Below are 18,988 nucleotides of genomic sequence, written 5' to 3'. Positions count from 1 at the left end.
GCTACAGCTGTATCAACTGACACTCCGCCATCGGGGGCAAGGCGAATCGTCGCACCGCCCCTCCCACATTTGAACCGAGTCCACATTGGTTCGGTGTCGGGTCAGAAATCCTTGCACAAGCGCAGGGCGTCGTAGATTGCGGCGTGGGTGTTGCGCTGGGCCACACAGTCACCAATGCGGAACAGCAAGTACCCTTCACCCGCTTCGCTCAGGCATGGCTGCGGCTTGATCGCAAACAGCGCTTCGACGTCGATCTGGCCCTTGTTGCGCGAGCCTTCCTTGAGGCCGTAGTAGAGGGCTTCGTCCGGGCGTACGCCGTTCTCCACCACCACCTGGTCCACCACCCGTTCTTCTTTGGCGCCGGTGTATTCGTTCTCCAGTACCGCCACCAGCTTGTCGCCCTCGCGATAGACCTTTTCCAGCATCATGTCGCCAGTCATGATCACTTCCTTGGGGTACATGCTGCGGTAGTAAGTCGGGAACGACGTACCGCCAATTGCCACACCGGGCTTGATGTCGTCGGTGACGATTTCCACCTGGCAGCCTTTGTCGGCCAGGAAGTCCGCCACCGACATGCCGGTGAACTCGCAAATGGTGTCGTACACCAACACGTTCTTGCCCGGCGCGACTTTGCCGTCGAGCACATCCCAACTGCTCACCACCAAGCCTTCGGCGGCGCCCCAATGTTCGTTCTGTTCGATGAACGGATGCCCGCCCACCGCCAGCACCACCACGTCCGGACGCAGGTCCAGGATGGTCTCGGCATCCGCCGCCACGCCGAGGCGCAGGTCGACTTTCAAGCGCGCCAACTCCAGCTGGTACCAGCGAGTGATACCGGCGATCTGGTCGCGCTGCGGCGCTTTGGAAGCGGTGGTGATCTGCCCGCCGATGAACTCTTTTTTCTCCAACAGGGTTACGTCGTGGCCGCGTTCGGCGGCGACACGTGCAGCCTCCATACCGGCGGGGCCTGCGCCCACCACGACCACTTTGCGCTTGGCCCCGGTGGTCTTCTCGATGATGTGCGGCACGCCCATGTATTCACGGGAGGTCGCGGCGTTCTGAATGCACAACACGTCCAGGCCTTGATACTGGCGGTCGATGCAGTAGTTGGCGCCTACGCATTGCTTGATCTGGTCGATCTGGCCCATCTTGATCTTGGCGATCAGGTGCGGGTCAGCGATGTGCGCACGGGTCATGCCGACCATGTCCACATAACCGCCTTCGAGGATGCGCGTGGCCTGGTTCGGGTCCTTGATGTTCTGCGCGTGCAGCACCGGGACCTTGACCACTTCCTTGATCCCGGCTGCCAAGTGCAGGAAAGGCTCCGGTGGATAACTCATGTTGGGGATAACGTTGGCCAGAGTGTTGTGGGTGTCGCACCCCGACCCCACTACGCCGATGAAATCGAGCATGCCGGTGTCGTCGTAATACTTGGCGATCTGCTTCATGTCCTCATGGGACAAGCCGTCCGGGTGGAATTCGTCACCGCACAGGCGCATGCCCACGCAGAAGTCGTCACCGACCTCGGCACGCACGGCTTTCAGGACTTCCAGGCCGAACTTCATGCGGCCTTCAAAGCTGCCGCCCCATTCGTCGGTACGCTTGTTGACCCGCGGGCTCCAGAACTGATCGATCATGTGCTGGTGCACGGCAGACAGTTCAACCCCGTCCAAGCCACCAGCCTTGGCACGACGCGCCGCCTGGGCGTAGTTGCCGATCACGCGCCAGATTTCTTCCGGCTCGATGGTCTTGCAGGTAGCACGGTGCACCGGCTCACGCACGCCGGACGGCGACATCAGGGTCGGCCAATTGAAGCCGTCCCAGCGTGAGCGACGGCCCATGTGGGTAATCTGGATCATGATCTTGGCGCCATGCTTGTGCATGGCGTCGGCCAGGTTCTGAAAGTGCGGGATGATGCGGTCGGTGGACAGGTTCACCGAGCTCCACCATTCCTGGGGACTGTCGATGGCTACCACCGAGGAGCCGCCGCAGATCGCCAGGCCGATACCGCCCTTGGCTTTCTCTTCGTAATACTTCACATAGCGGTCGGTAGTCATGCCGCCGTCGGTGGCATACACCTCGGCGTGGGCGGTACTGAGCACGCGGTTGCGGATGGTCAGCTTGCCGATCTGGATCGGCGCAAACATTGCTTCGAAAGCCATGGCACGGTCCTCGGCTTACAACGGTTTGACGGTGAACAGGCCATCGTCGTGGCCCTCTTCGGAGCCTCCGTAGACTTGTTCGGCGACAGTGCGGATCTTGCTGCCACGAGCCTCAAGAATCTGGTCCATGGCACCGGCAAACCAGCCGGTGAACATGTAGTCGACCTTGCGGCCGACCTTGCCGTACACGTAGACGAACGCCGAGTGCTCAAGCTTGACGCTGGCGGTGCCTTTATCCAGGTCGATGTCCTGGATCTTGAACAGGCCCCATCCGCGTTGCGACAGACGCTTCATGTAGTGTTCGAACACCGCGACGCCTTCCAGGCCGTGGCACTCGGCTTCCTTTTCACACCAGTGCCAGGCGGATTTGTAGCCGGCCTTGTAGAGGATCTCGGCGTAGGCATCAGCGCCCAGCACTTCTTCGATACCCATGTGGTTGTTGACGAAGAAATGGCGCGGCACGTACAGCATGGGCAGGGCGTCGGAGGTCCAGACACCGGTTTCGCTGTCGACTTCGATTGGCAATTGCGGGGCGATCTTGGCCATGGAAACTTAACTCCAGAAAAATTCGTTGTGGTGTTGCCGATAGGTGTCTGGCTTATTCGCCCCAGACGTCCTTCAAGACGTTGACCCAGTTCTCGCCCATGATCTTGCGTACCACGCGCTCGGGGTGGCCACGCTTGAGCAGGGTCTCGGTGAGGTTGGGGAATTCACCCACGGTGCGGATGCCCAGCGGGTTGATGATCTTGCCGAAGCTGGTCAGGCGGCGGGCGTAGCCCTTGTCATGGGTGAGCATTTCGAAGAAATCCTGGCCATGCCCCTGGGTGAAGTCGGTGCCGATGCCGATGGCATCTTCGCCGACGATATTCATGGTGTATTCGATGGCTTCGGCGTAGTCGTCGATGGTCGAATCGATGCCCTTGGCCAGGAACGGCGCGAACATGGTCACACCGACAAACCCACCGTGGTCGGCGATGAACTTGAGTTCTTCATCGGACTTGTTGCGCGGGTGTTCCTTGAGCCCGGACGGCAGGCAATGGGAATAGCACACCGGCTTTTTCGATTCGAGGATGACTTCTTCGCTGGTCTTGGAACCGACGTGAGACAGGTCGCACATAATGCCGACACGGTTCATCTCGGCGACGATTTCGCGCCCGAAGCCCGACAACCCGCCGTCGCGCTCATAGCAGCCGGTGCCCACCAGGTTCTGGGTGTTGTAGCACATCTGCACCACACCAACGCCGAGCTGCTTGAAGATCTCGACATAGCCGAGCTGGTCTTCAAACGCATGGGCATTCTGGAAGCCGAAGATGATGCCGGTCTTGCCCTGTTCCTTGGCACGGCGGATGTCGGCGGTGGTTTTCACCGGGATCACCAGGTCACTGTTCTCGCGGATCAGGGTCTGGCTGGCGACAATGTTATTGATCGTGGCCTGGAAGCCTTCCCACACCGATACTGTGCAGTTGGCGGCGGTGAGGCCACCTTTGCGCATGTCTTCGAACAGGTCGCGGTTCCACTTGGCAATAATCAGACCGTCGATAACGATGCTGTCGGCGTGCAACTCGGCTGGGCTCATCAGGCGTCCCCTTATTGGCGATTCATGCGCCGAATCGTCTGCCGGCGCTTTGGGGCCAGCATATGCCCAGGGACAACCCGAGCCGGGTGCAAAAACGACAGGGGAATTGCCGAAAGCGTCAATCCACGACAAAGGCTGTGCAGACATGCCTGACGGGCGACTGTTCTTTGTCTTACGCTTGAGCCAGAATTGCGCATCACGTGATATGAGACGGCGCAATGAAATCGATTTTCCTGGCTTTGGCACTCATCGCAACCGGCGTTCACGCAGCCGAAGACACCGACAGCACGCCGTGCGACGGCATCGAAAACGACAAACAGACCCTGGCCTGCGCCGCCTACAACAAAACCACCGCCGAGCAATTGCTCAAGGATAACTATCAGGGCCTGCTGGAGCGCATGGCTTCAACCTACGGCAGCGACAAGACCAAACTGGCCGACATTACCGCCCGTCTGAAGGACGCCCAGCAGAAATGGGAAAAACTGCGCGATGCCGATTGCGCGGTGGACACCTTCCCGGCGGTCAATGGCAGCAAGGAGTATGCGATTGCGCAGAATGATTGCCTGGCGCGGATGAGTGATGAGCGGTCAGAGTTTCTGGAGTCGATTGGGCAGGAGTAAACGCCCTTCCACACGGCTGAGACGCGGGAAGGGCCTTGCCCCATTCAAGCCATGAAAGGTGACTTGAACGGCCTCTTGGTCAGCGGCACGCCTGGTGCGTAGGCATAACCCAGGGTAGTGATGTCCATCACGTCGCGGATACGACGCTGCCAGGGTTTGATCACATCATCGTAATTGTGCCCGGCCGGACCATCTTGCATTGGGCAGTAATGAGGCGCCAGATCAGGCTTATCCAGCTTCATTTGCGCCTGCCAGTCGGCCCAGATCTTGTCGATAAAGCAGTGATGCAGAAAAAACACCGGATCCTCGGGGGACGTCATTGCCAACATGTTGCCACCGATCCACAGATGGACTCGGTTGTGCAACTGCGAGCCCGGTGTGCTGACTTGCGGGTCGCCCTTCTGGGTGATCCATCCTTCAAGTCGGTTCCTGAAGCCTCGGTTGAACGGGCTGGCGTTGTAGTTGGGCTCGTCATACAAACCTTCATTCATTGCCATCTTCACGTCGGCAGCCGTAGGCAGCGAGGTGACCCATTGCGAGAATTGTCGCTTCAGGCCCGGGCCCGGCAGGTCGTCTTCAGGGTACGCAGGCACGGGCCAATTGCCGTAACGGTGTGCAAAGGGCCCATCTTGCACCCTGGACTCATCGGTAGCGTTACCGTCACCACCCATCAAGCTTTGCTCCCACACCGGTGAGTTCGTCGGGTCGGCCGCATCCAACGTCCAATCCCAGTAAGGTATCGTGATGCCAGGCGTAATCGATTGCAGGTCGGCCTCCAACTGCAACAACATCTCACGGTGCCACGGCAAAAAGGCCGGACCCAAGTGAGCCCCGTTACGATAGTCGGGGTCTTGGGGTTCATCGGGATGAACCGTAGGCACCATCACTGCGTGGTGCCAATGCACATACTTGTCATATCCGCCATTGCGCTTGAGGGCCAACAGAGTATTGGTAAACGCTAGTCGTTCAGGCCCGCTCAGTGTTCGAATTTCCTTGCGTATATTCATTGCTAACCCACTCCATCCGAAAGCATGGAACCGCGCACGGGCTCCAGCCTTGAATCTAGTTGAGATCCAGCATCAGGAGCTACTGTCAGATCTGACAGGTTCGGCACAGTGTCTGACGAACGGTCTACACCGCGAACCAGGCCCGGGCTGCTACCATTCACGCCCTCTTTATCCGCTCAAGGCAACGTCATGATCATCTGCGGCATCGAAATCAAAGGCAGCGAAGCCATCATCGCCCTCGCCGCTCTGGACAATCAGGCGCTGACCCACGTCGCCCTGGCTACCAAGAAAATCGCCCTCGATGACGACGATGAGGCCGCCAATGTCAAAGCCTTCGCCGCCCAGGTGAAGGCGTTCGTGCAGGACAACGCCATTGAACGCATCGCCATCAAGAAGCGCAGCAAGAAAGGCGAATTCGCCGGTGGCCCGACGACGTTCAAGATTGAAGGGGTGTTTCAGTTGCTGGGCGGGGTGGAGGTGACGCTGCTGTCGCCGCAGACCATCAATGCACAGAACAAGAAGCACACCTTTGATCTGCCCGCGACGCTGAACAAGTACCAGCATGAAGCCTACAAGGCGGCATGCTCGGCCCTGGTAAAGAAATAAGCCACACCCGCTCTCTTTAGGAGCCGGCCTTTTAGCGCGGTGCAGGGTTCTTGTGTTGCAGCCAGTCACCGAAGGTTTTGTCCTCCAGGGCATAGCCGCCTCGGCTCGACTTCCACACCAGTTCCTTGTCGCGCAGGGCATCGATGCAGGCCTGGATGGTCTGGGTACCCGGCACCACGTCGCTACCCATCTTTTCCAGCGCCTTGCTGACAGCCGTGAGGGTGCTATCGGTGAATGGCGCAAAGGGTTCGTTGTTTTGAGAACGCTCCACCATCACCTCCAGCACGGCGCGCTGAGGGATGGTCAGGGCGTTCCAGGCGCTTTCGAACTCGGTCCATACACCCGCGCGCAGCAGTTCTGCACGACTGTGCAGCAGTTGGCCCAGATTGCTCGCCTCGCCCAGCTCCAATGCGACTTCACCGATGATCGTGCGCAACATCTCGGGACGCCGACCTACCCGCTCAAACGCCTCATCAATATCAGCCGCGTTGAATTGGTTGTTCTTGGCCAGGTGCGCGTTGAGGTGCACGGTGTAGGCCTGGGTGAACTCTTTGCCCAGCAGCGGAAACGGCGTGATGCTGGAACCGAAGAATGGCTGGCTTTTACCCAATACCAAATGGGCGAGTTTGTCGCGATTGGATCCGGTAAACACCAGGCGCAAACCGCTGCCCTCCTCGTCACGGCCTTGGTTGAGCTGATCCCGCGCAGCCTTCAACGCGAACATCGCATTGATACCTGATTCGGTGGTTAATGCGTGCTGTGCTTCGTCAATCACCAGCACAACGGGTTTTCCTGCAGCCCGATGGAGCAATTCCAACGCTTGGGTCAGCGTCGCACCGACAGGCAATTGTGGCTTGGTAAAGTCCCAGGAAAGCGTACGCAGAAAGCTTAGTTTCTCGATGCCAATGTTCTTTGCCAGTTTGCGAATGCCCTTTTCAAACGGCACCAACGCCCCCGCAATGGCACTCGCGATCAGCTCGGCGGGGTCTTTTTCCTTGTTGGCCCACAGGTCGACATACACCGCCAGCCAGCCCCGGAGCTGACATTCCGGAATCAGGTCTTCGCGCAGAAAAGTGCTTTTGCCCGTGCGTCGGGGCGCCGCAAGAAACAGGCCGGAGGTGAAATCCTGAATACCGGCCCCCACTAGGCCATCGGCAATACTGCTTGCCAGGGTGGGGCGGCGAAACACAAAGCCGCTGTGCGTGGACATGGTTTTATACTCAATTATGGAAAGGACTATAAATTATAGCGAAGAGTATAATTGACTATAATTGTCCGTCAAACCACCTCCCGTCGCCGATCCTCCCTAGGACACTTGGCAAACCTGGCGCGATAGCTGCGGGTGAAATAGGACGGCGACTCAAACCCACACGCAATGCTCACTTCCAGCACACTCATGTCGCTCTGGCGCAGCAGTTTCCGGGCTTTCTCCAGGCGCAGGCCGAGATAGAAGTTGCTCGGGGTGTCGTTCAGGTGCAGACGAAACAGGCGCTCCAGTTGACGCCGGGTGACCTTGATCGCGTCGGCCAGGGCCAGGGTGCTCAGGGGCGGCTCAGTGTGTTGTTCCATTTCGCCGATCACGTGCACCAGTTTCTTGTTGTTGATGCCGTAGCGCGTGGCGATCTGCATGCGCTGGTGGTCTTTGCGTGGGCGTATACGGCCGAGCACGAATTGCTCCGAGACCTGGACCGCCAGTTCCGAGCCGTGGGCCTGGGCGATCAGATCGAGCATCAAGTCGATGGACGCGGTGCCGCCGGCGCAGGTGATGCGGCGACGGTCAATCTCGAACAGCTCCTGAGTCACGCTCAACTGCGGATAGGCTTCCTTGAAGGCGTCGATGGCTTCCCAGTGCAGGGTCAGGCGGTGGCCATCGAGCAGCCCCGCTTCGGCCAGCACACAGGCGCCGGTGTCGATGGCGCCCAGGGTCACGCCGTCGTGATCGAGGCGACGCAGCCAATGCTCCAGCGCCGGGGTAGAGCATTGCAAAGGCTCGAAACCGGCCACCACTAATAATGTGGCGCCTTTTTCCAGCGGCTCCAGCGCGGCGTCGGCGTTGACCGACATACCGTTGCTCGCCAGCACCGCGCCGCCATCTGCACTCAATATGTGCCAGCGGTACAACTCGCCACGAAAGCGGTTGGCGACCCGCAGCGGTTCCAAGGCTGAGATAAAACCGATGGCCGAAAAACCCGGCATCAGCAAGAAGTAGAAATCCTGGGACATGGTGGCGCTCTCGTGGGGCGGGCAGCGTGGCACTGTGATACTCCCGTTCATGCACGGATTCAAGGGGACAGGTCGCTGCAGTGCAAGAGCCGGTCGCCGTCGTGCGTTTTGTGGCTCGCCAAGCTGCGTAACGTGGCGTCACGGTGCACAAAGACACCGGCCCCCACAATAACGACCTGCCGAGGGACCCACCATGAACCGACTGATTCGCCGTTGCGTACTTGCACTCAGCGCCAGCGCCGTTTTGAGCACTAACGCCATGGCAGCGGATGCCGCTTCATGCCAGAACGTACGCATGGGCGTGGTGAACTGGACCGACGTGATCGCCACCAGCGCCATGACTCAAGTGCTGCTCGACGGCCTCGGCTACAAGACCAAACAAACCAGCGCCTCCCAGCAAATCATCTTCGCCGGTATCCGCGACCAACGCCTGGACCTGTTCCTGGGCTACTGGAACCCGCTGATGACCCAGACCATCACGCCGTTTGTCGAAGCCGGGCAGGTCAAGGTCCTGGATAAACCCAGCCTGGAAGACGCACGCGCCACCCTGGCGGTGCCGACTTATCTGGCAGACAAGGGCCTGAAGACCTTCGCTGACATCGCCAGGTTCGAGAAAGAGCTGGGCGGCAAGATCTACGGCATCGAGCCCGGCTCAGGTGCCAATACCCAGATCAAGGCGATGATTGCCAAGAACCAGTTTGGCCTGGGCAAGTTCCAACTGGTGGAGTCCAGCGAAGCCGGCATGTTGGCCGCTGTGGACCGCGCCGTGCGCCGCAAGGAAGCCGTGGTGTTCTTTGGTTGGGCGCCGCACCCGATGAACGTGAATGTGGCGATGACCTACCTCACCGGCAGCGAAGACGCCCTGGGGCCGAACGAAGGCCGGGCCAGCGTATGGACCGTCACGTCGCCAACCTACGCCGAGCAGTGCCCCAACGTGCACACGCTGCTGACCAACCTGACGTTCACCGCCGCCGACGAGAGCCGCATGATGCAGCCGCTGCTCGATCACAAGGATGCCCTGGAATCCGCCAGGCAGTGGCTCAAGGATCACCCTCAAGACCAACAGCGCTGGCTGGAGGGCGTGACCACGTTCGATGGCAAACCCGCGGCCGCCAACCTGAAACTCACCCGCAAATAACCTTCTCCGAACCACCGTTTCGCGGCCACTTGCGGCCGCGAACGGCACCACCACGCCTGTAAGGAACCGCCTCATGAACCACGACGTCATCATCACCTGCGCACTCACCGGTGCTGGCGACACGACCGCCAGAAGCCCGCACGTGCCGGTCACCCCCAAACAAATTGCCGCCGCCGCAGTAGAAGCCGCCAAGGCCGGCGCCACCGTGGTGCACTGCCATGTACGCGACCCGCACACCGGCAAATTCAGCCGCGATGTAGCCCTGTACCGTGAGGTGATGGAGCGCATCCGCGAGGCCGACATCGACATCATCGTCAACCTCACCGCCGGCATGGGCGGCGACCTGGAAATCGGTGGCGGCGAGAACCCGATGGACTTCGGCCCCAACACTGACCTGGTCGGCCCACTGACCCGCCTGGCGCATGTGGAGGAACTGCTGCCGGAGATCTGCACCCTGGACTGCGGCACCCTCAACTTCGGCGACGGCGACACCATTTATGTGTCCACCCCGGCGCAACTGCGGGCCGGCGCCAAGCGTATCCAGGCCCTGGGCGTAAAGGCCGAGCTGGAAATTTTCGACACTGGCCACCTGTGGTTCGCCAAGCAGATGATCAAGGAAGGGCTGCTCGATAACCCGCTGTTCCAACTGTGCCTGGGCATTCCCTGGGGCGCGCCGGCCGATACCACCACCATGAAAGCCATGGTCGACAACCTGCCCGCCGACGCGGTGTGGGCAGGGTTCGGGATTGGTCGCATGCAAATGCCGATGGCCGCGCAAGCGGTGCTGCTGGGCGGCAATGTACGGGTGGGCCTGGAAGACAACCTGTGGCTGGACAAAGGCGTGCTCGCCACCAACGGCCAGTTGGTGGAACGCGCCATTGAAATCCTCAGCCGGCTGGGTGCGCGGGTCATGACCCCGGCCGAGGGGCGAATCAAGATGGGCATGACCAAACGCGGTTAAACATGTGGAATCGTCGCACCGCCCCTCCCACAGGGGATCCCCGAACTCTCTAGGAATGTGCCAATGAGCTTTATCACTGACATCAAAACCTTCGCTGCCTTGGGCAGCGGTGTTATCGGCAGCGGCTGGGTATCCCGTGCCCTCGCCCACGGCCTCGATGTGGTCGCCTGGGACCCTGCCCCCGGTGCCGAAGCAGCCTTGCGCAAACGCGTCGCCAATGCCTGGGGCGCGCTGGAAAAACAAGGCCTGGCACCGGGTGCATCCCAGCATCGGCTGCGCTTTGTCAGCACCATCGAGGAATGCGTCAAGGACGCCGACTTCATTCAGGAAAGCGCCCCGGAACGCCTGGAGCTCAAGCTGCAGCTACACAGCCAGATCAGCGCGGCGGCCAAGCCGAATGCGTTGATCGGTTCGAGCACGTCCGGGCTGTTGCCAAGCGAATTCTATGAAGGTTCGACCCACCCGGAACGCTGCGTGGTCGGCCACCCGTTCAACCCGGTTTACCTGCTGCCCTTGGTGGAGGTGGTGGGCGGCAAGCACACTGCGCCTGAAGCGATCCAGGCGGCCATCAAGGTGTATGAATCCCTCGGTATGCGCCCGCTGCATGTGCGCAAGGAAGTGCCCGGTTTTATTGCCGACCGGCTGCTCGAAGCGTTGTGGCGCGAGGCGCTGCACCTGGTCAATGACGGCGTGGCCACCACCGGCGAAATCGATGACGCGATTCGCTTTGGCGCCGGCCTGCGCTGGTCGTTCATGGGTACCTTCCTCACCTACACCCTGGCAGGCGGTGATGCCGGTATGCGGCACTTCATGGCGCAGTTCGGCCCGGCATTGCAGTTGCCATGGACCTACCTGCCAGCACCGGAACTGACCGACAAGCTGATTGACGACGTGGTCGATGGCACTAGCGATCAGTTGGGCCAACACAGCATTTCGGCGCTGGAGCGCTATCGTGATGATTGCCTGTTGGCAGTGCTTGAGGCGGTGAAAACCACCAAGGCCCGGCACGGCATGACCTTCGCCGAATAAAGGGAACCGATAATGCCCGCATTGACCACCTATACCACCCGAGTCCTTCCCGACTGGGTGGACTACAACGGCCACCTGCGCGACGCGTTCTACCTGCTGATCTTCAGCTACGCCACCGACGCGCTGATGGACACCCTGGGCCTGGACAGCGACAACCGTGAAGCCAGCGGCCACTCATTGTTCACCCTGGAGTTGCATCTGAACTACCTGCACGAAGTGAAACTGGGCGCCGAGGTTGAAGTGCACACCCAACTGATCGCCCATGACGCCAAGCGCCTGCACCTTTATCACAGCCTGCACCGGGTGGGCGATGACAAGGAACTGGCCGGCAATGAACAGATGCTGCTGCACGTCGATCTGGCCGGGCCGCAGGCTACGCCGTTCACCGAGGCCACGCTGCAACGGCTCGCCGCGATCAGCGCTGCACAGGCCGAGCTGCCAAGGCCCGCCCTGCTTGGCCGCGTCATCGGTTTACCGGCAAAAAAAGCCCCGAGCCAGCCGTGACTGGATCGGGGCAGAGGGGCCTTGTGTGAGCTGTGCATCTGGAGGGTGACCAAACCGTCAAGCTGCGTGCCTGGGATCAGTGTGCCTATTAACCGTATTGCCAAGTGACCCGAAAACGACCTGTTCATAGCCATCCAAGCCATTGCTCGATTCTGCGCTTGCCCACCCGGCGGGGGCCTACCAGAATCCAGGTCAATCCCTGTTCCCTACACCAGGATAAACGTCATGATGCACGCGGATTTGATTGACCAGGATGACCTGCTGAGCCAACTGCGCTCGCTGGGGTTTGAAGTATCCAGCGGCTCCAGTGCCGAGCAGGCGTGTGAATGTGCGGTGCGCGGTTTGAGCGAAGCGCGAGCCAAGGCGCTCAAGGGGATGGTGGAGCAGATGTATACCGGCAAGGCGACCATTTTGCCGGCGGTACGCCAGGCGATCGATAAGCAGCTGTTGCCGGCGCTGATGCAATTCAAACAGAACTCCGGCGCCTGAAAATACCGCTATCGCAGGCAAGCCAGCTCCCACAGGAGAACGCATTCCAAGGTGGGAGCTGGCTTGCCTGCGATGCAGACGACTCGGTTTAGAGCCTTACACTGGCAAACGTCGACTCGTTCCTGGCCTGGCTCAACGCCGACATCGGCCCCGACAACGGTGACAACACCAGTGCCTGCGGAATCGGCATCATCGCCACTTGCTGGGTGGTGTTGGAACCGACACGTTCATCGCGTGGCGGTATGCCGAAGTATTCGCGGTAGCACTTGGAGAAGTGCGGCGTGGACACGAACCCGCACACCGACGCCACTTCGATGATCGACATCGGTGTTTGCTTGAGCAACTGCCGTGCACGGATCAGGCGCAGCTTGAGGTAATACCGCGACGGCGAGCAGTGCAGGTATTTCTGGAACAGCCGCTCCAACTGGCGGCGCGACACGGCGACATACACCGCCAGCTCATCCAGGTCGATCGGCTCTTCCAGGTTGGCTTCCATGAGCGCGACGATTTCCTGCAGCTTCGGCTGGTTGGTGCCGAGCATGTGCTTGAGCGGCACGCGCTGGTGATCCTGTTCGTTGCGGATGCGTTCGTAGACGAACATCTCGGAGATGGCAGCCGACAATTCACGGCCGTGGTCGCGGCTGATCAGGTGCAGCATCATGTCCAACGGCGCAGTGCCGCCGGAGCTGGTGAAGCGGTTGCGGTCGAGCGTGAACAGACGCGTGCTCATCGCGACGCGCGGGAAGGCTTCCTGCATCGACGCCAGGCATTCCCAATGCACGCTGCAATCAAAACCGTCGAGCAAACCCGCGCAAGCCAGCGCCCAACTGCCGGTACACACGGCACCCAGGCGACGGGATTGGCGCGCCTGGCTTTGTAGCCACGACACATGCTCACGGGTGACCGTGCGCTGGATACCCACGCCTCCGCAGACGATGACCGTGTCCAGCGCTGGCGCTTTGTGCATGGAGGCGTCCGGGGTGATTTGCAGGCCGTCGCTGGCCCATACCTGGTTGCCGTCCACGCTCAGGGTTGTCCAGCGGTACAGCTCGCGGCCGGACAACTGGTTGGCCATGCGCAGGGGTTCCACGGCCGACGCCAGTGAAATCAGCGTGAAATTGTCCAGCAGCAAAAAGCCGATGGATTGAGGCGCACGGTTCTGGGGTTGGGCCCCGGAGTTGAACGACGTCATCGCGGTATCTCCTCACACAAAGCGGGTGATGGCCTCAGGCGAGGCTCTTGTTATTGCGCTCATCCCCTGCGAGGGGAGAGAGGCTTTGAATTGACAGAGCAAATGCCATGCCGAAAATTGAATGGCTATTCAATAACTCCTGAAAACGACCTGTTGATGCGTCTATATAAGCCCGCGCGTGGGGTGCGGGATATGACGTGAGAAGGGTGCTACTCAAAGCGTGTGAGCAAATCGGTAGCACTTGTGGGAAGGCGCTTTGCGGGCGTAGGACATGTCTGTCACCCAAAGCACAATGCGCAGGTGACGAGAGGGAAATCGTTTGGTAGCTACTTATCTGTTTGCGACGCGCTAAAAGGTGGCGTTTTTTGATCTGGTGTTCACTTTATGAGCAATTGTGTCTGCACTATTGCTATCGGGGGCAAGCCCCCTCCCACATTTTGAAGGTGTTCACAAATCAAGTGTGGGAGGGGGCTTGCCCCCGATGCAGGCGACTGGGTCTCAGCACTCAACCGCACTCACCGCCAACCCACCGCGTGATGTCTCTTTGTACTTGTCATGCATATCGGCCCCGGTATCACGCATGGTGCGGATCACCCGGTCCAGGGAGATAAAGTGCTGGCCGTCGCCACGCAGGGCCATTTGCGCCGCATTGATGGCCTTCACCGCCGCAATCGCATTGCGCTCGATACACGGCACCTGTACCAGGCCGCCGACCGGGTCGCAGGTCAGGCCGAGGTTATGTTCCAGGCCGATTTCGGCGGCGTTGCACACCTGCTCCGGCGTGGCACCTAGAATCTCCGCCAAGCCAGCTGCGGCCATCGCGCAAGCCGAGCCTACTTCACCCTGACAGCCGACTTCAGCACCGGAGATCGAAGCGTTCTTCTTGCACAAGATACCTACCGCCGCCGCGCCGAGCATATAGTCGACCACGTTGGCTTCGGTGACCTCCTCACTGAACTTCATGAAGTAGTGCAGCACTGCCGGGATGATCCCCGCCGCGCCATTGGTCGGCGCCGTCACCATGCGCCCACCGGCGGCGTTTTCTTCGTTGACCGCCAGGGCGAACAGGTTGACCCACTCCATGGCGCTCAAGGTCGAGCCGATCACATTGGGTTTGCCCAGCTCTTGCAAACTGCGATGCAACTTGGCGGCGCGGCGGCGCACATTGAGGCCGCCGGGCAGGATGCCTTCGTGCTTGAGACCCTGCTCCACGCAATCCTGCATGGCGCGCCAGAGTTTCATCAGGCCACTGCGGATTTCTTCTTCGGAGCGCCAGGTCTTTTCGTTCGCCAGCATCAGTTCGGCGACGCGCAGGTTGTGGGTCTTGCACAGCTGCAACAGCTCAACCGCACTGGAAAAATCGTAAGGCAATTCGGTGCGGTCCATATCGGCCACGCCGCTTCGGGCCTGGGCCTCATCCACCACAAAGCCGCCGCCGACCGAATAGTAGGTATCGCGATGCAGTTCGCCGTCATCGCCCCATACCACCAGGGTCATGGCGTTGGGGTGGAACGGCAGGTTCTCGTCGAGCAAACGCATGTCCCGCGCCCACACAAACGGCACCGGCAAGCGGCTGTCCAGCAACAGGGTGTCGGTTTCACGCAAGGTTTGAATGCGTACGCCGATTTGCGAGGGGTCGATTGCGTCCGGCCACTCGCCCATCAGGCCCATGATGGTTGCGGTGTCACTGCCATGGCCGATGCCAGTGGCTGACAACGAGCCGTACAGTTGCACTTCGACACGCCGAACCCGTTCCAACAGTTCACGCTCACGCAACGCCTGCACGAACAACGCCGCGGCGCGCATGGGGCCCACGGTGTGAGAACTCGAAGGCCCGATGCCGATCTTGAACAGGTCGAAAACGCTGATAGCCATTAACGTGTAACTCCTCGATAAGCGCGGGCCGGGCTTGAACGAGGTGCTACGCTCAGATCGCCCAGATGGCGGCATCATCAAGCTTTTGTTGCTCGCCACGGCGTCTCACACCGACGCATCCATGCTCACCAGCGTCGCTCGCGTGCGAACGCCTGTTTTGGCCGTTTTTTGCGGTGCAGATGGGTAAAAACAGCAGTTTTACCTTGGGAAAAAGCTGTAAGCGACGTCATCGGTACTGGATGCGACCCTCCCTGTACTGGATACGACGCCCCCTGTAGGCGTCAGATTTTCACTGGTACATGATCAGTCTCGACTCGTTTGCAAGGCACCGCGCCAGAGCTGTTCTCGCACGCTCCAACCGCAACACTTATAAAGCGCGGCGAATGCCGCCAGAAAAGACACAGGAGTCTACCCCGATGAAAGGTTCACCCTCGTTGTTGTTGGCCGCCATGCTGAGTCTGCCCCTCATGGCACACGCCGCAGAACCGGAACAGTGCAAGACCGTCAACTTCTCCGATGTCGGCTGGACCGACATCACCGTCACCACCGCGACCACCAGCGAAATCCTCAAGGGCCTGGGCTACAAGCCGCGCACCACGATGATTTCGGTACCGGTGACCTACAAGTCCCTGGCCGACGGCAAGAACATGGACATCTTCCTCGGCAACTGGATGCCAACCATGGAAAACGACATCAAGCAGTACCGTGATGCCGGCACCGTGGAAACCGTGCGCGCCAACCTGGAGAACGCCAAGTACACCCTGGCGGTCCCACAGGCGCTGTACGACAAGGGCCTGAAAGACTTCGCCGATATCGCCAAATTCAAGGATGAGCTGGGCGGCAAGATCTACGGCATCGAGCCGGGCAACGACGGCAACCGCACCATCCAGACACTGATCGACAAAGACGCCTTCGGCCTCAAGACCGCCGGTTTCAAGGTGGTCGAGTCCAGCGAAGCCGGGATGCTCTCCCAGGTTGAACGCGCCTCCAAGCGCAACCAGGCCATCGTGTTCCTCGGCTGGGAACCGCACCCGATGAACACCCGCTTCAAGATGAAGTACCTGACCGGCGGCGACGATTCGTTCGGCCCCAACTATGGCCAGGCCACCATCTACACCAACACCCGCAAGGGTTACACCCAGGAATGCAGCAACGTCGGCCAGTTGCTGAAAAACCTGGTGTTCACGCTGGACATGGAAAGCACCCTGATGGGTAACGTCCTGGACGACAAGATGAAGGCCGACGCCGCCGCCAAGGCCTGGCTGCAGAAGAACCCGCAAGTGCTCGACACCTGGCTCGCCGGTGTCACCACCGTCGATGGCAAACCAGGGCTCGATGCCGTTAAAGCTTACCTCGCCAAATAGCACCCGCTGACCCCGGGCCGGTGCGCTGGCCCGGGATGTTTTCCCCTTCGCATGTGGACATTCACTACCATGCTGACTGAACAGAAAATCCCTCTAGGCCAGTACATCGCTGCCTTCGTCGACTGGTTGACCCAACACGGTGCCAACTATTTCGACGCAATCGCATCGACACTGGAAACGATGATCCACGGCGTGACGTTTGCGCTGACCTGGTTCAATCCGCTGGCATTGATCGGTCTGATTGCGCTGCTGGCTCACTTCATTCAACGCAAGTGGGGCCTGACGGTTTTTGTCATCGCCTCCTTCCTGCTGATCCTCAACCTGGGGTACTGGCAGGAAACCATGGAGACTCTGGCGCAGGTGTTGTTCGCCACCCTGGTCTGCGTGGTCATCGGCGTGCCGCTGGGCATTGTTGCCGCGCACAAGCCGATGTTCTACACCATGATGCGGCCGGTGCTCGACCTGATGCAGACCGTACCGACCTTCGTCTACCTCATCCCTACCCTGACCCTCTTCGGGCTGGGGGTGGTGCCCGGGCTGATTTCCACGGTGGTGTTCGCGATTGCCGCGCCGATCCGCCTGACCTACCTGGGTATCCGCGATGTGCCGCAAGAGTTGATGGACGCCGGTAAAGCCTTTGGCTGCTCGCGCCGCCAGTTGCTCTCGCGCATCGAGTTGCCCCACGCCATGCCGAGCATCGCCGCCGGCATTACCCAATGCATCATGCTGTCGTTGTCGATGGTGGTGATCGCCGCCCTGGTGGGTGCCGACGGCCTCGGCAAGCCGGTGGTCAACGCACTGAACACCGCTGACATCGCCTTGGGCTTTGAAGCGGGTCTGGCGATCGTCTTGCTGGCCATCATGCTCGACCGTATCTGCAAACAACCCGACGCTAAAGTAGGGGGTGATGCATGAGCATTATCCGATTCGACAATGTCGACGTGATCTTTTCCAAAGACCCACGCGAAGCGCTCAAGCTGCTGGACCAGGGCATGAGCCGTAACGAAATTCTGAAGAAGACCGGGCAGATTGTCGGCGTTGAAAAGGCCAGCCTGGATATCGAGAAAGGCGAGATCTGTGTGCTGATGGGCTTGTCGGGTTCCGGCAAGTCGAGCCTGCTGCGCTGCATCAACGGCCTCAACACCGTCAGCCGTGGCCAACTGTTTGTAGAGCATGAAGGTCGCCAGATCGACATCGCCTCCTGCACCCCCGCCGAGTTGAAAATGATGCGCACCAAACGCATCGCCATGGTGTTCCAGAAGTTCGCCCTGATGCCTTGGCTGACGGTGCGCGAGAACATCAGCTTCGGCCTGGAAATGCAGGGCCGTCCGGAGAAGGAACGGCGCACGCTGGTGGATGAAAAGCTTGAACTGGTGGGCCTGAGCCAATGGCGCAACAAGAAGCCCGACGAGCTGTCCGGCGGTATGCAGCAACGCGTCGGCCTGGCCCGCGCCCTGGCGATGGACGCCGATATCCTGCTGATGGACGAACCCTTCTCGGCCCTCGACCCGCTGATTCGCCAAGGCTTGCAGGATGAGCTGCTGGAGCTGCAACGCAAGTTGAGCAAGACCATCGTGTTCGTCAGCCACGACCTGGATGAAGCGCTGAAACTGGGCAGCCGTATCGCGATCATGAAAGACGGCAAAATCATCCAGTACAGCGTGCCGGAAGAGATCGTGCTGAACCCGGCGGACGACTATGTGCGCACCTTCGTCGCCCACACCAACCCGCTGAACGTGCTGTGCGGACGCAGCCTGATGCGCACGCTGGACAACTGCAAGCGCGTGAACGGTTCGGTGTGCCTTGATCCGGGTGGTGACTCGTGGCTGGACCTGGCCGAAGGCAACACCATCCAGGGCGCACGCCAGAATGGCGTGGCGATGAACCTGCAGAATTGGGCGCCGGGGCAAGCGGTGGAAGGTCTGGGCCGGGTGCCGACGCTGGTGGACTCCAACATCGGTATGCGCGATGCGTTGCAGATTCGCTACCAGACGGGGAACAAGCTGGTGTTGCATGACAACAACAAGGTGGTGGGGATCTTGGGTGACAGTGAGCTCTACCATGCCCTGCTGGGCAAGAACCTGGGCTGACGCTCACTAAAGCAATGCGGTCAATGTGGGAGCTGGCTTGCCTGCGATAGCGATGTTGGATTCACCCTTGCTATCGCAGGCAAGCCAGCTCCCACATTCGACCGCATTCAATGCTTGCAACAGCGGCGCCAGTGAAGGCGCCGCCAGCTCAA

The 18,988-nt window shown here is 60.2% G+C and carries 18 protein-coding genes; 10 read left to right on the top strand and 8 right to left on the bottom strand.

Annotated features, from left to right (window positions below):
- Window positions 1-101 precede the first annotated feature (101 nt).
- From dgcA to QMK52_RS09490, 3 genes are read right to left on the bottom strand one after another with little or no spacing between them, the layout of a single operon-like run.
- A complete protein-coding gene (dgcA, locus tag QMK52_RS09500) occupies window positions 102-2,162 on the bottom strand; it encodes a dimethylglycine demethylation protein DgcA (protein ID WP_032879068.1) in 2,061 nt (686 codons plus the stop codon).
- 15 nt (window positions 2,163-2,177) lie between these two features.
- Window positions 2,178-2,708, bottom strand: a complete 531-nt coding sequence (locus tag QMK52_RS09495) for a DUF5943 domain-containing protein (protein ID WP_005792152.1) — start codon at window positions 2,706-2,708, stop codon at window positions 2,178-2,180.
- Between the two features lie 52 nt (window positions 2,709-2,760).
- Window positions 2,761-3,738, bottom strand: a complete 978-nt coding sequence (locus tag QMK52_RS09490) for a dipeptidase (RefSeq protein ID WP_005792153.1) — start codon at window positions 3,736-3,738, stop codon at window positions 2,761-2,763.
- A 218-nt stretch (window positions 3,739-3,956) separates the two neighbouring features.
- Here QMK52_RS09490 and QMK52_RS09485 point away from each other — a divergent pair, with 218 nt between their 5' ends.
- Complete coding sequence (locus QMK52_RS09485) at window positions 3,957-4,358, top strand: lysozyme inhibitor LprI family protein (protein WP_005792155.1); 402 nt, start codon at window positions 3,957-3,959, stop codon at window positions 4,356-4,358.
- 44 nt (window positions 4,359-4,402) lie between these two features.
- Here the strand turns inward: QMK52_RS09485 and QMK52_RS09480 are convergent, their stop codons facing one another.
- Complete coding sequence (locus tag QMK52_RS09480) at window positions 4,403-5,365, bottom strand: tyrosinase family protein (protein WP_320404043.1); 963 nt, start codon at window positions 5,363-5,365, stop codon at window positions 4,403-4,405.
- Between the two features lie 189 nt (window positions 5,366-5,554).
- Here QMK52_RS09480 and QMK52_RS09475 point away from each other — a divergent pair, with 189 nt between their 5' ends.
- Window positions 5,555-5,971 carry a DUF3010 family protein gene (locus QMK52_RS09475; protein ID WP_122735950.1) on the top strand — a complete coding sequence of 139 codons (417 nt, stop codon included), beginning with the start codon at window positions 5,555-5,557 and terminating at the stop codon, window positions 5,969-5,971.
- 31 nt (window positions 5,972-6,002) lie between these two features.
- Here the strand turns inward: QMK52_RS09475 and QMK52_RS09470 are convergent, their stop codons facing one another.
- Window positions 6,003-7,181 (bottom strand): AAA family ATPase, encoded by a 1,179-nt coding sequence (locus QMK52_RS09470; protein WP_194439444.1) that lies wholly within the window; start codon window positions 7,179-7,181, stop codon window positions 6,003-6,005.
- A 68-nt stretch (window positions 7,182-7,249) separates the two neighbouring features.
- Entirely contained in the window at window positions 7,250-8,194 is a 945-nt protein-coding gene (locus QMK52_RS09465; RefSeq protein ID WP_005792161.1) for a GlxA family transcriptional regulator, read from the bottom strand.
- 193 nt (window positions 8,195-8,387) lie between these two features.
- Between QMK52_RS09465 and QMK52_RS09460 the strand changes: the two genes are divergently transcribed.
- The 5 genes from QMK52_RS09460 (at window position 8,388) to QMK52_RS09440 (ending at window position 12,315) form a co-directional block, all read left to right on the top strand.
- Window positions 8,388-9,332 carry a choline ABC transporter substrate-binding protein gene (locus QMK52_RS09460; RefSeq protein WP_194439446.1) on the top strand — a complete coding sequence of 315 codons (945 nt, stop codon included), beginning with the start codon at window positions 8,388-8,390 and terminating at the stop codon, window positions 9,330-9,332.
- A gap of 73 nt (window positions 9,333-9,405) precedes the next feature.
- Window positions 9,406-10,293 carry a 3-keto-5-aminohexanoate cleavage protein gene (locus tag QMK52_RS09455; protein ID WP_005792163.1) on the top strand — a complete coding sequence of 296 codons (888 nt, stop codon included), beginning with the start codon at window positions 9,406-9,408 and terminating at the stop codon, window positions 10,291-10,293.
- Window positions 10,294-10,356: 63 nt separating this feature from the next.
- Entirely contained in the window at window positions 10,357-11,322 is a 966-nt protein-coding gene (locus tag QMK52_RS09450) for an L-carnitine dehydrogenase (protein WP_320404042.1), read from the top strand.
- A gap of 12 nt (window positions 11,323-11,334) precedes the next feature.
- Window positions 11,335-11,826, top strand: coding sequence for a thioesterase family protein (locus tag QMK52_RS09445; RefSeq protein WP_005792165.1), 492 nt, complete (start codon window positions 11,335-11,337; stop codon window positions 11,824-11,826).
- 225 nt (window positions 11,827-12,051) lie between these two features.
- On the top strand, window positions 12,052-12,315 hold the full coding sequence (locus QMK52_RS09440) for a hypothetical protein (RefSeq protein ID WP_005792166.1): 264 nt from the start codon (window positions 12,052-12,054) through the stop codon (window positions 12,313-12,315).
- An 88-nt stretch (window positions 12,316-12,403) separates the two neighbouring features.
- Here QMK52_RS09440 and QMK52_RS09435 read toward each other — a convergent pair whose 3' ends face one another.
- Window positions 12,404-13,507, bottom strand: a complete 1,104-nt coding sequence (locus tag QMK52_RS09435; RefSeq protein ID WP_005792167.1) for a GlxA family transcriptional regulator — start codon at window positions 13,505-13,507, stop codon at window positions 12,404-12,406.
- A gap of 498 nt (window positions 13,508-14,005) precedes the next feature.
- The gene (locus QMK52_RS09430) at window positions 14,006-15,382 is read right to left on the bottom strand and encodes an L-serine ammonia-lyase (protein ID WP_005792168.1); all 1,377 of its coding nucleotides are present in this window, start codon (window positions 15,380-15,382) and stop codon (window positions 14,006-14,008) included.
- 416 nt (window positions 15,383-15,798) lie between these two features.
- Between QMK52_RS09430 and QMK52_RS09425 the strand changes: the two genes are divergently transcribed.
- The 3 genes from QMK52_RS09425 (at window position 15,799) to choV (ending at window position 18,836) form a co-directional block, all read left to right on the top strand.
- A complete protein-coding gene (locus QMK52_RS09425) occupies window positions 15,799-16,746 on the top strand; it encodes a choline ABC transporter substrate-binding protein (RefSeq protein ID WP_320404041.1) in 948 nt (315 codons plus the stop codon).
- A 69-nt stretch (window positions 16,747-16,815) separates the two neighbouring features.
- Window positions 16,816-17,661 (top strand): choline ABC transporter permease subunit, encoded by an 846-nt coding sequence (gene choW, locus QMK52_RS09420; protein WP_003194913.1) that lies wholly within the window; start codon window positions 16,816-16,818, stop codon window positions 17,659-17,661.
- Window positions 17,658-18,836 (top strand): choline ABC transporter ATP-binding protein, encoded by a 1,179-nt coding sequence (gene choV, locus QMK52_RS09415; protein ID WP_005792170.1) that lies wholly within the window; start codon window positions 17,658-17,660, stop codon window positions 18,834-18,836. The genes choW and choV overlap by 4 nt, the downstream gene beginning before the upstream one ends.
- Window positions 18,837-18,988 lie beyond the last annotated feature (152 nt).

The organism is Pseudomonas sp. P9_2, assembly GCF_034008255.1.
Taxonomy (GTDB): Bacteria; Pseudomonadota; Gammaproteobacteria; order Pseudomonadales; family Pseudomonadaceae; genus Aquipseudomonas; species Aquipseudomonas synxantha_A.
Note: the sequence above shows the minus strand (reverse complement) of the source record. Positions and strands in the feature narration are given on the sequence as shown.

Coding starts and splice junctions, on each gene's coding strand:
- QMK52_RS09430 (WP_005792168.1), bottom strand. CDS start 15,382: ATGGCTATCAGCGTTTTCGACCTGTTCAAGATCGGCATCGGGCCTTCG.
- QMK52_RS09465 (WP_005792161.1), bottom strand. CDS start 8,194: ATGTCCCAGGATTTCTACTTCTTGCTGATGCCGGGTTTTTCGGCCATC.
- QMK52_RS09475 (WP_122735950.1), top strand. CDS start 5,555: ATGATCATCTGCGGCATCGAAATCAAAGGCAGCGAAGCCATCATCGCC.
- QMK52_RS09490 (WP_005792153.1), bottom strand. CDS start 3,738: ATGAGCCCAGCCGAGTTGCACGCCGACAGCATCGTTATCGACGGTCTG.
- QMK52_RS09450 (WP_320404042.1), top strand. CDS start 10,357: ATGAGCTTTATCACTGACATCAAAACCTTCGCTGCCTTGGGCAGCGGT.
- QMK52_RS09425 (WP_320404041.1), top strand. CDS start 15,799: ATGAAAGGTTCACCCTCGTTGTTGTTGGCCGCCATGCTGAGTCTGCCC.
- QMK52_RS09460 (WP_194439446.1), top strand. CDS start 8,388: ATGAACCGACTGATTCGCCGTTGCGTACTTGCACTCAGCGCCAGCGCC.
- QMK52_RS09495 (WP_005792152.1), bottom strand. CDS start 2,708: ATGGCCAAGATCGCCCCGCAATTGCCAATCGAAGTCGACAGCGAAACC.
- QMK52_RS09435 (WP_005792167.1), bottom strand. CDS start 13,507: ATGACGTCGTTCAACTCCGGGGCCCAACCCCAGAACCGTGCGCCTCAA.
- choV (WP_005792170.1), top strand. CDS start 17,658: ATGAGCATTATCCGATTCGACAATGTCGACGTGATCTTTTCCAAAGAC.
- choW (WP_003194913.1), top strand. CDS start 16,816: ATGCTGACTGAACAGAAAATCCCTCTAGGCCAGTACATCGCTGCCTTC.
- QMK52_RS09455 (WP_005792163.1), top strand. CDS start 9,406: ATGAACCACGACGTCATCATCACCTGCGCACTCACCGGTGCTGGCGAC.
- QMK52_RS09485 (WP_005792155.1), top strand. CDS start 3,957: ATGAAATCGATTTTCCTGGCTTTGGCACTCATCGCAACCGGCGTTCAC.
- dgcA (WP_032879068.1), bottom strand. CDS start 2,162: ATGGCTTTCGAAGCAATGTTTGCGCCGATCCAGATCGGCAAGCTGACC.
- QMK52_RS09470 (WP_194439444.1), bottom strand. CDS start 7,181: ATGTCCACGCACAGCGGCTTTGTGTTTCGCCGCCCCACCCTGGCAAGC.
- QMK52_RS09480 (WP_320404043.1), bottom strand. CDS start 5,365: ATGAATATACGCAAGGAAATTCGAACACTGAGCGGGCCTGAACGACTA.
- QMK52_RS09445 (WP_005792165.1), top strand. CDS start 11,335: ATGCCCGCATTGACCACCTATACCACCCGAGTCCTTCCCGACTGGGTG.
- QMK52_RS09440 (WP_005792166.1), top strand. CDS start 12,052: ATGATGCACGCGGATTTGATTGACCAGGATGACCTGCTGAGCCAACTG.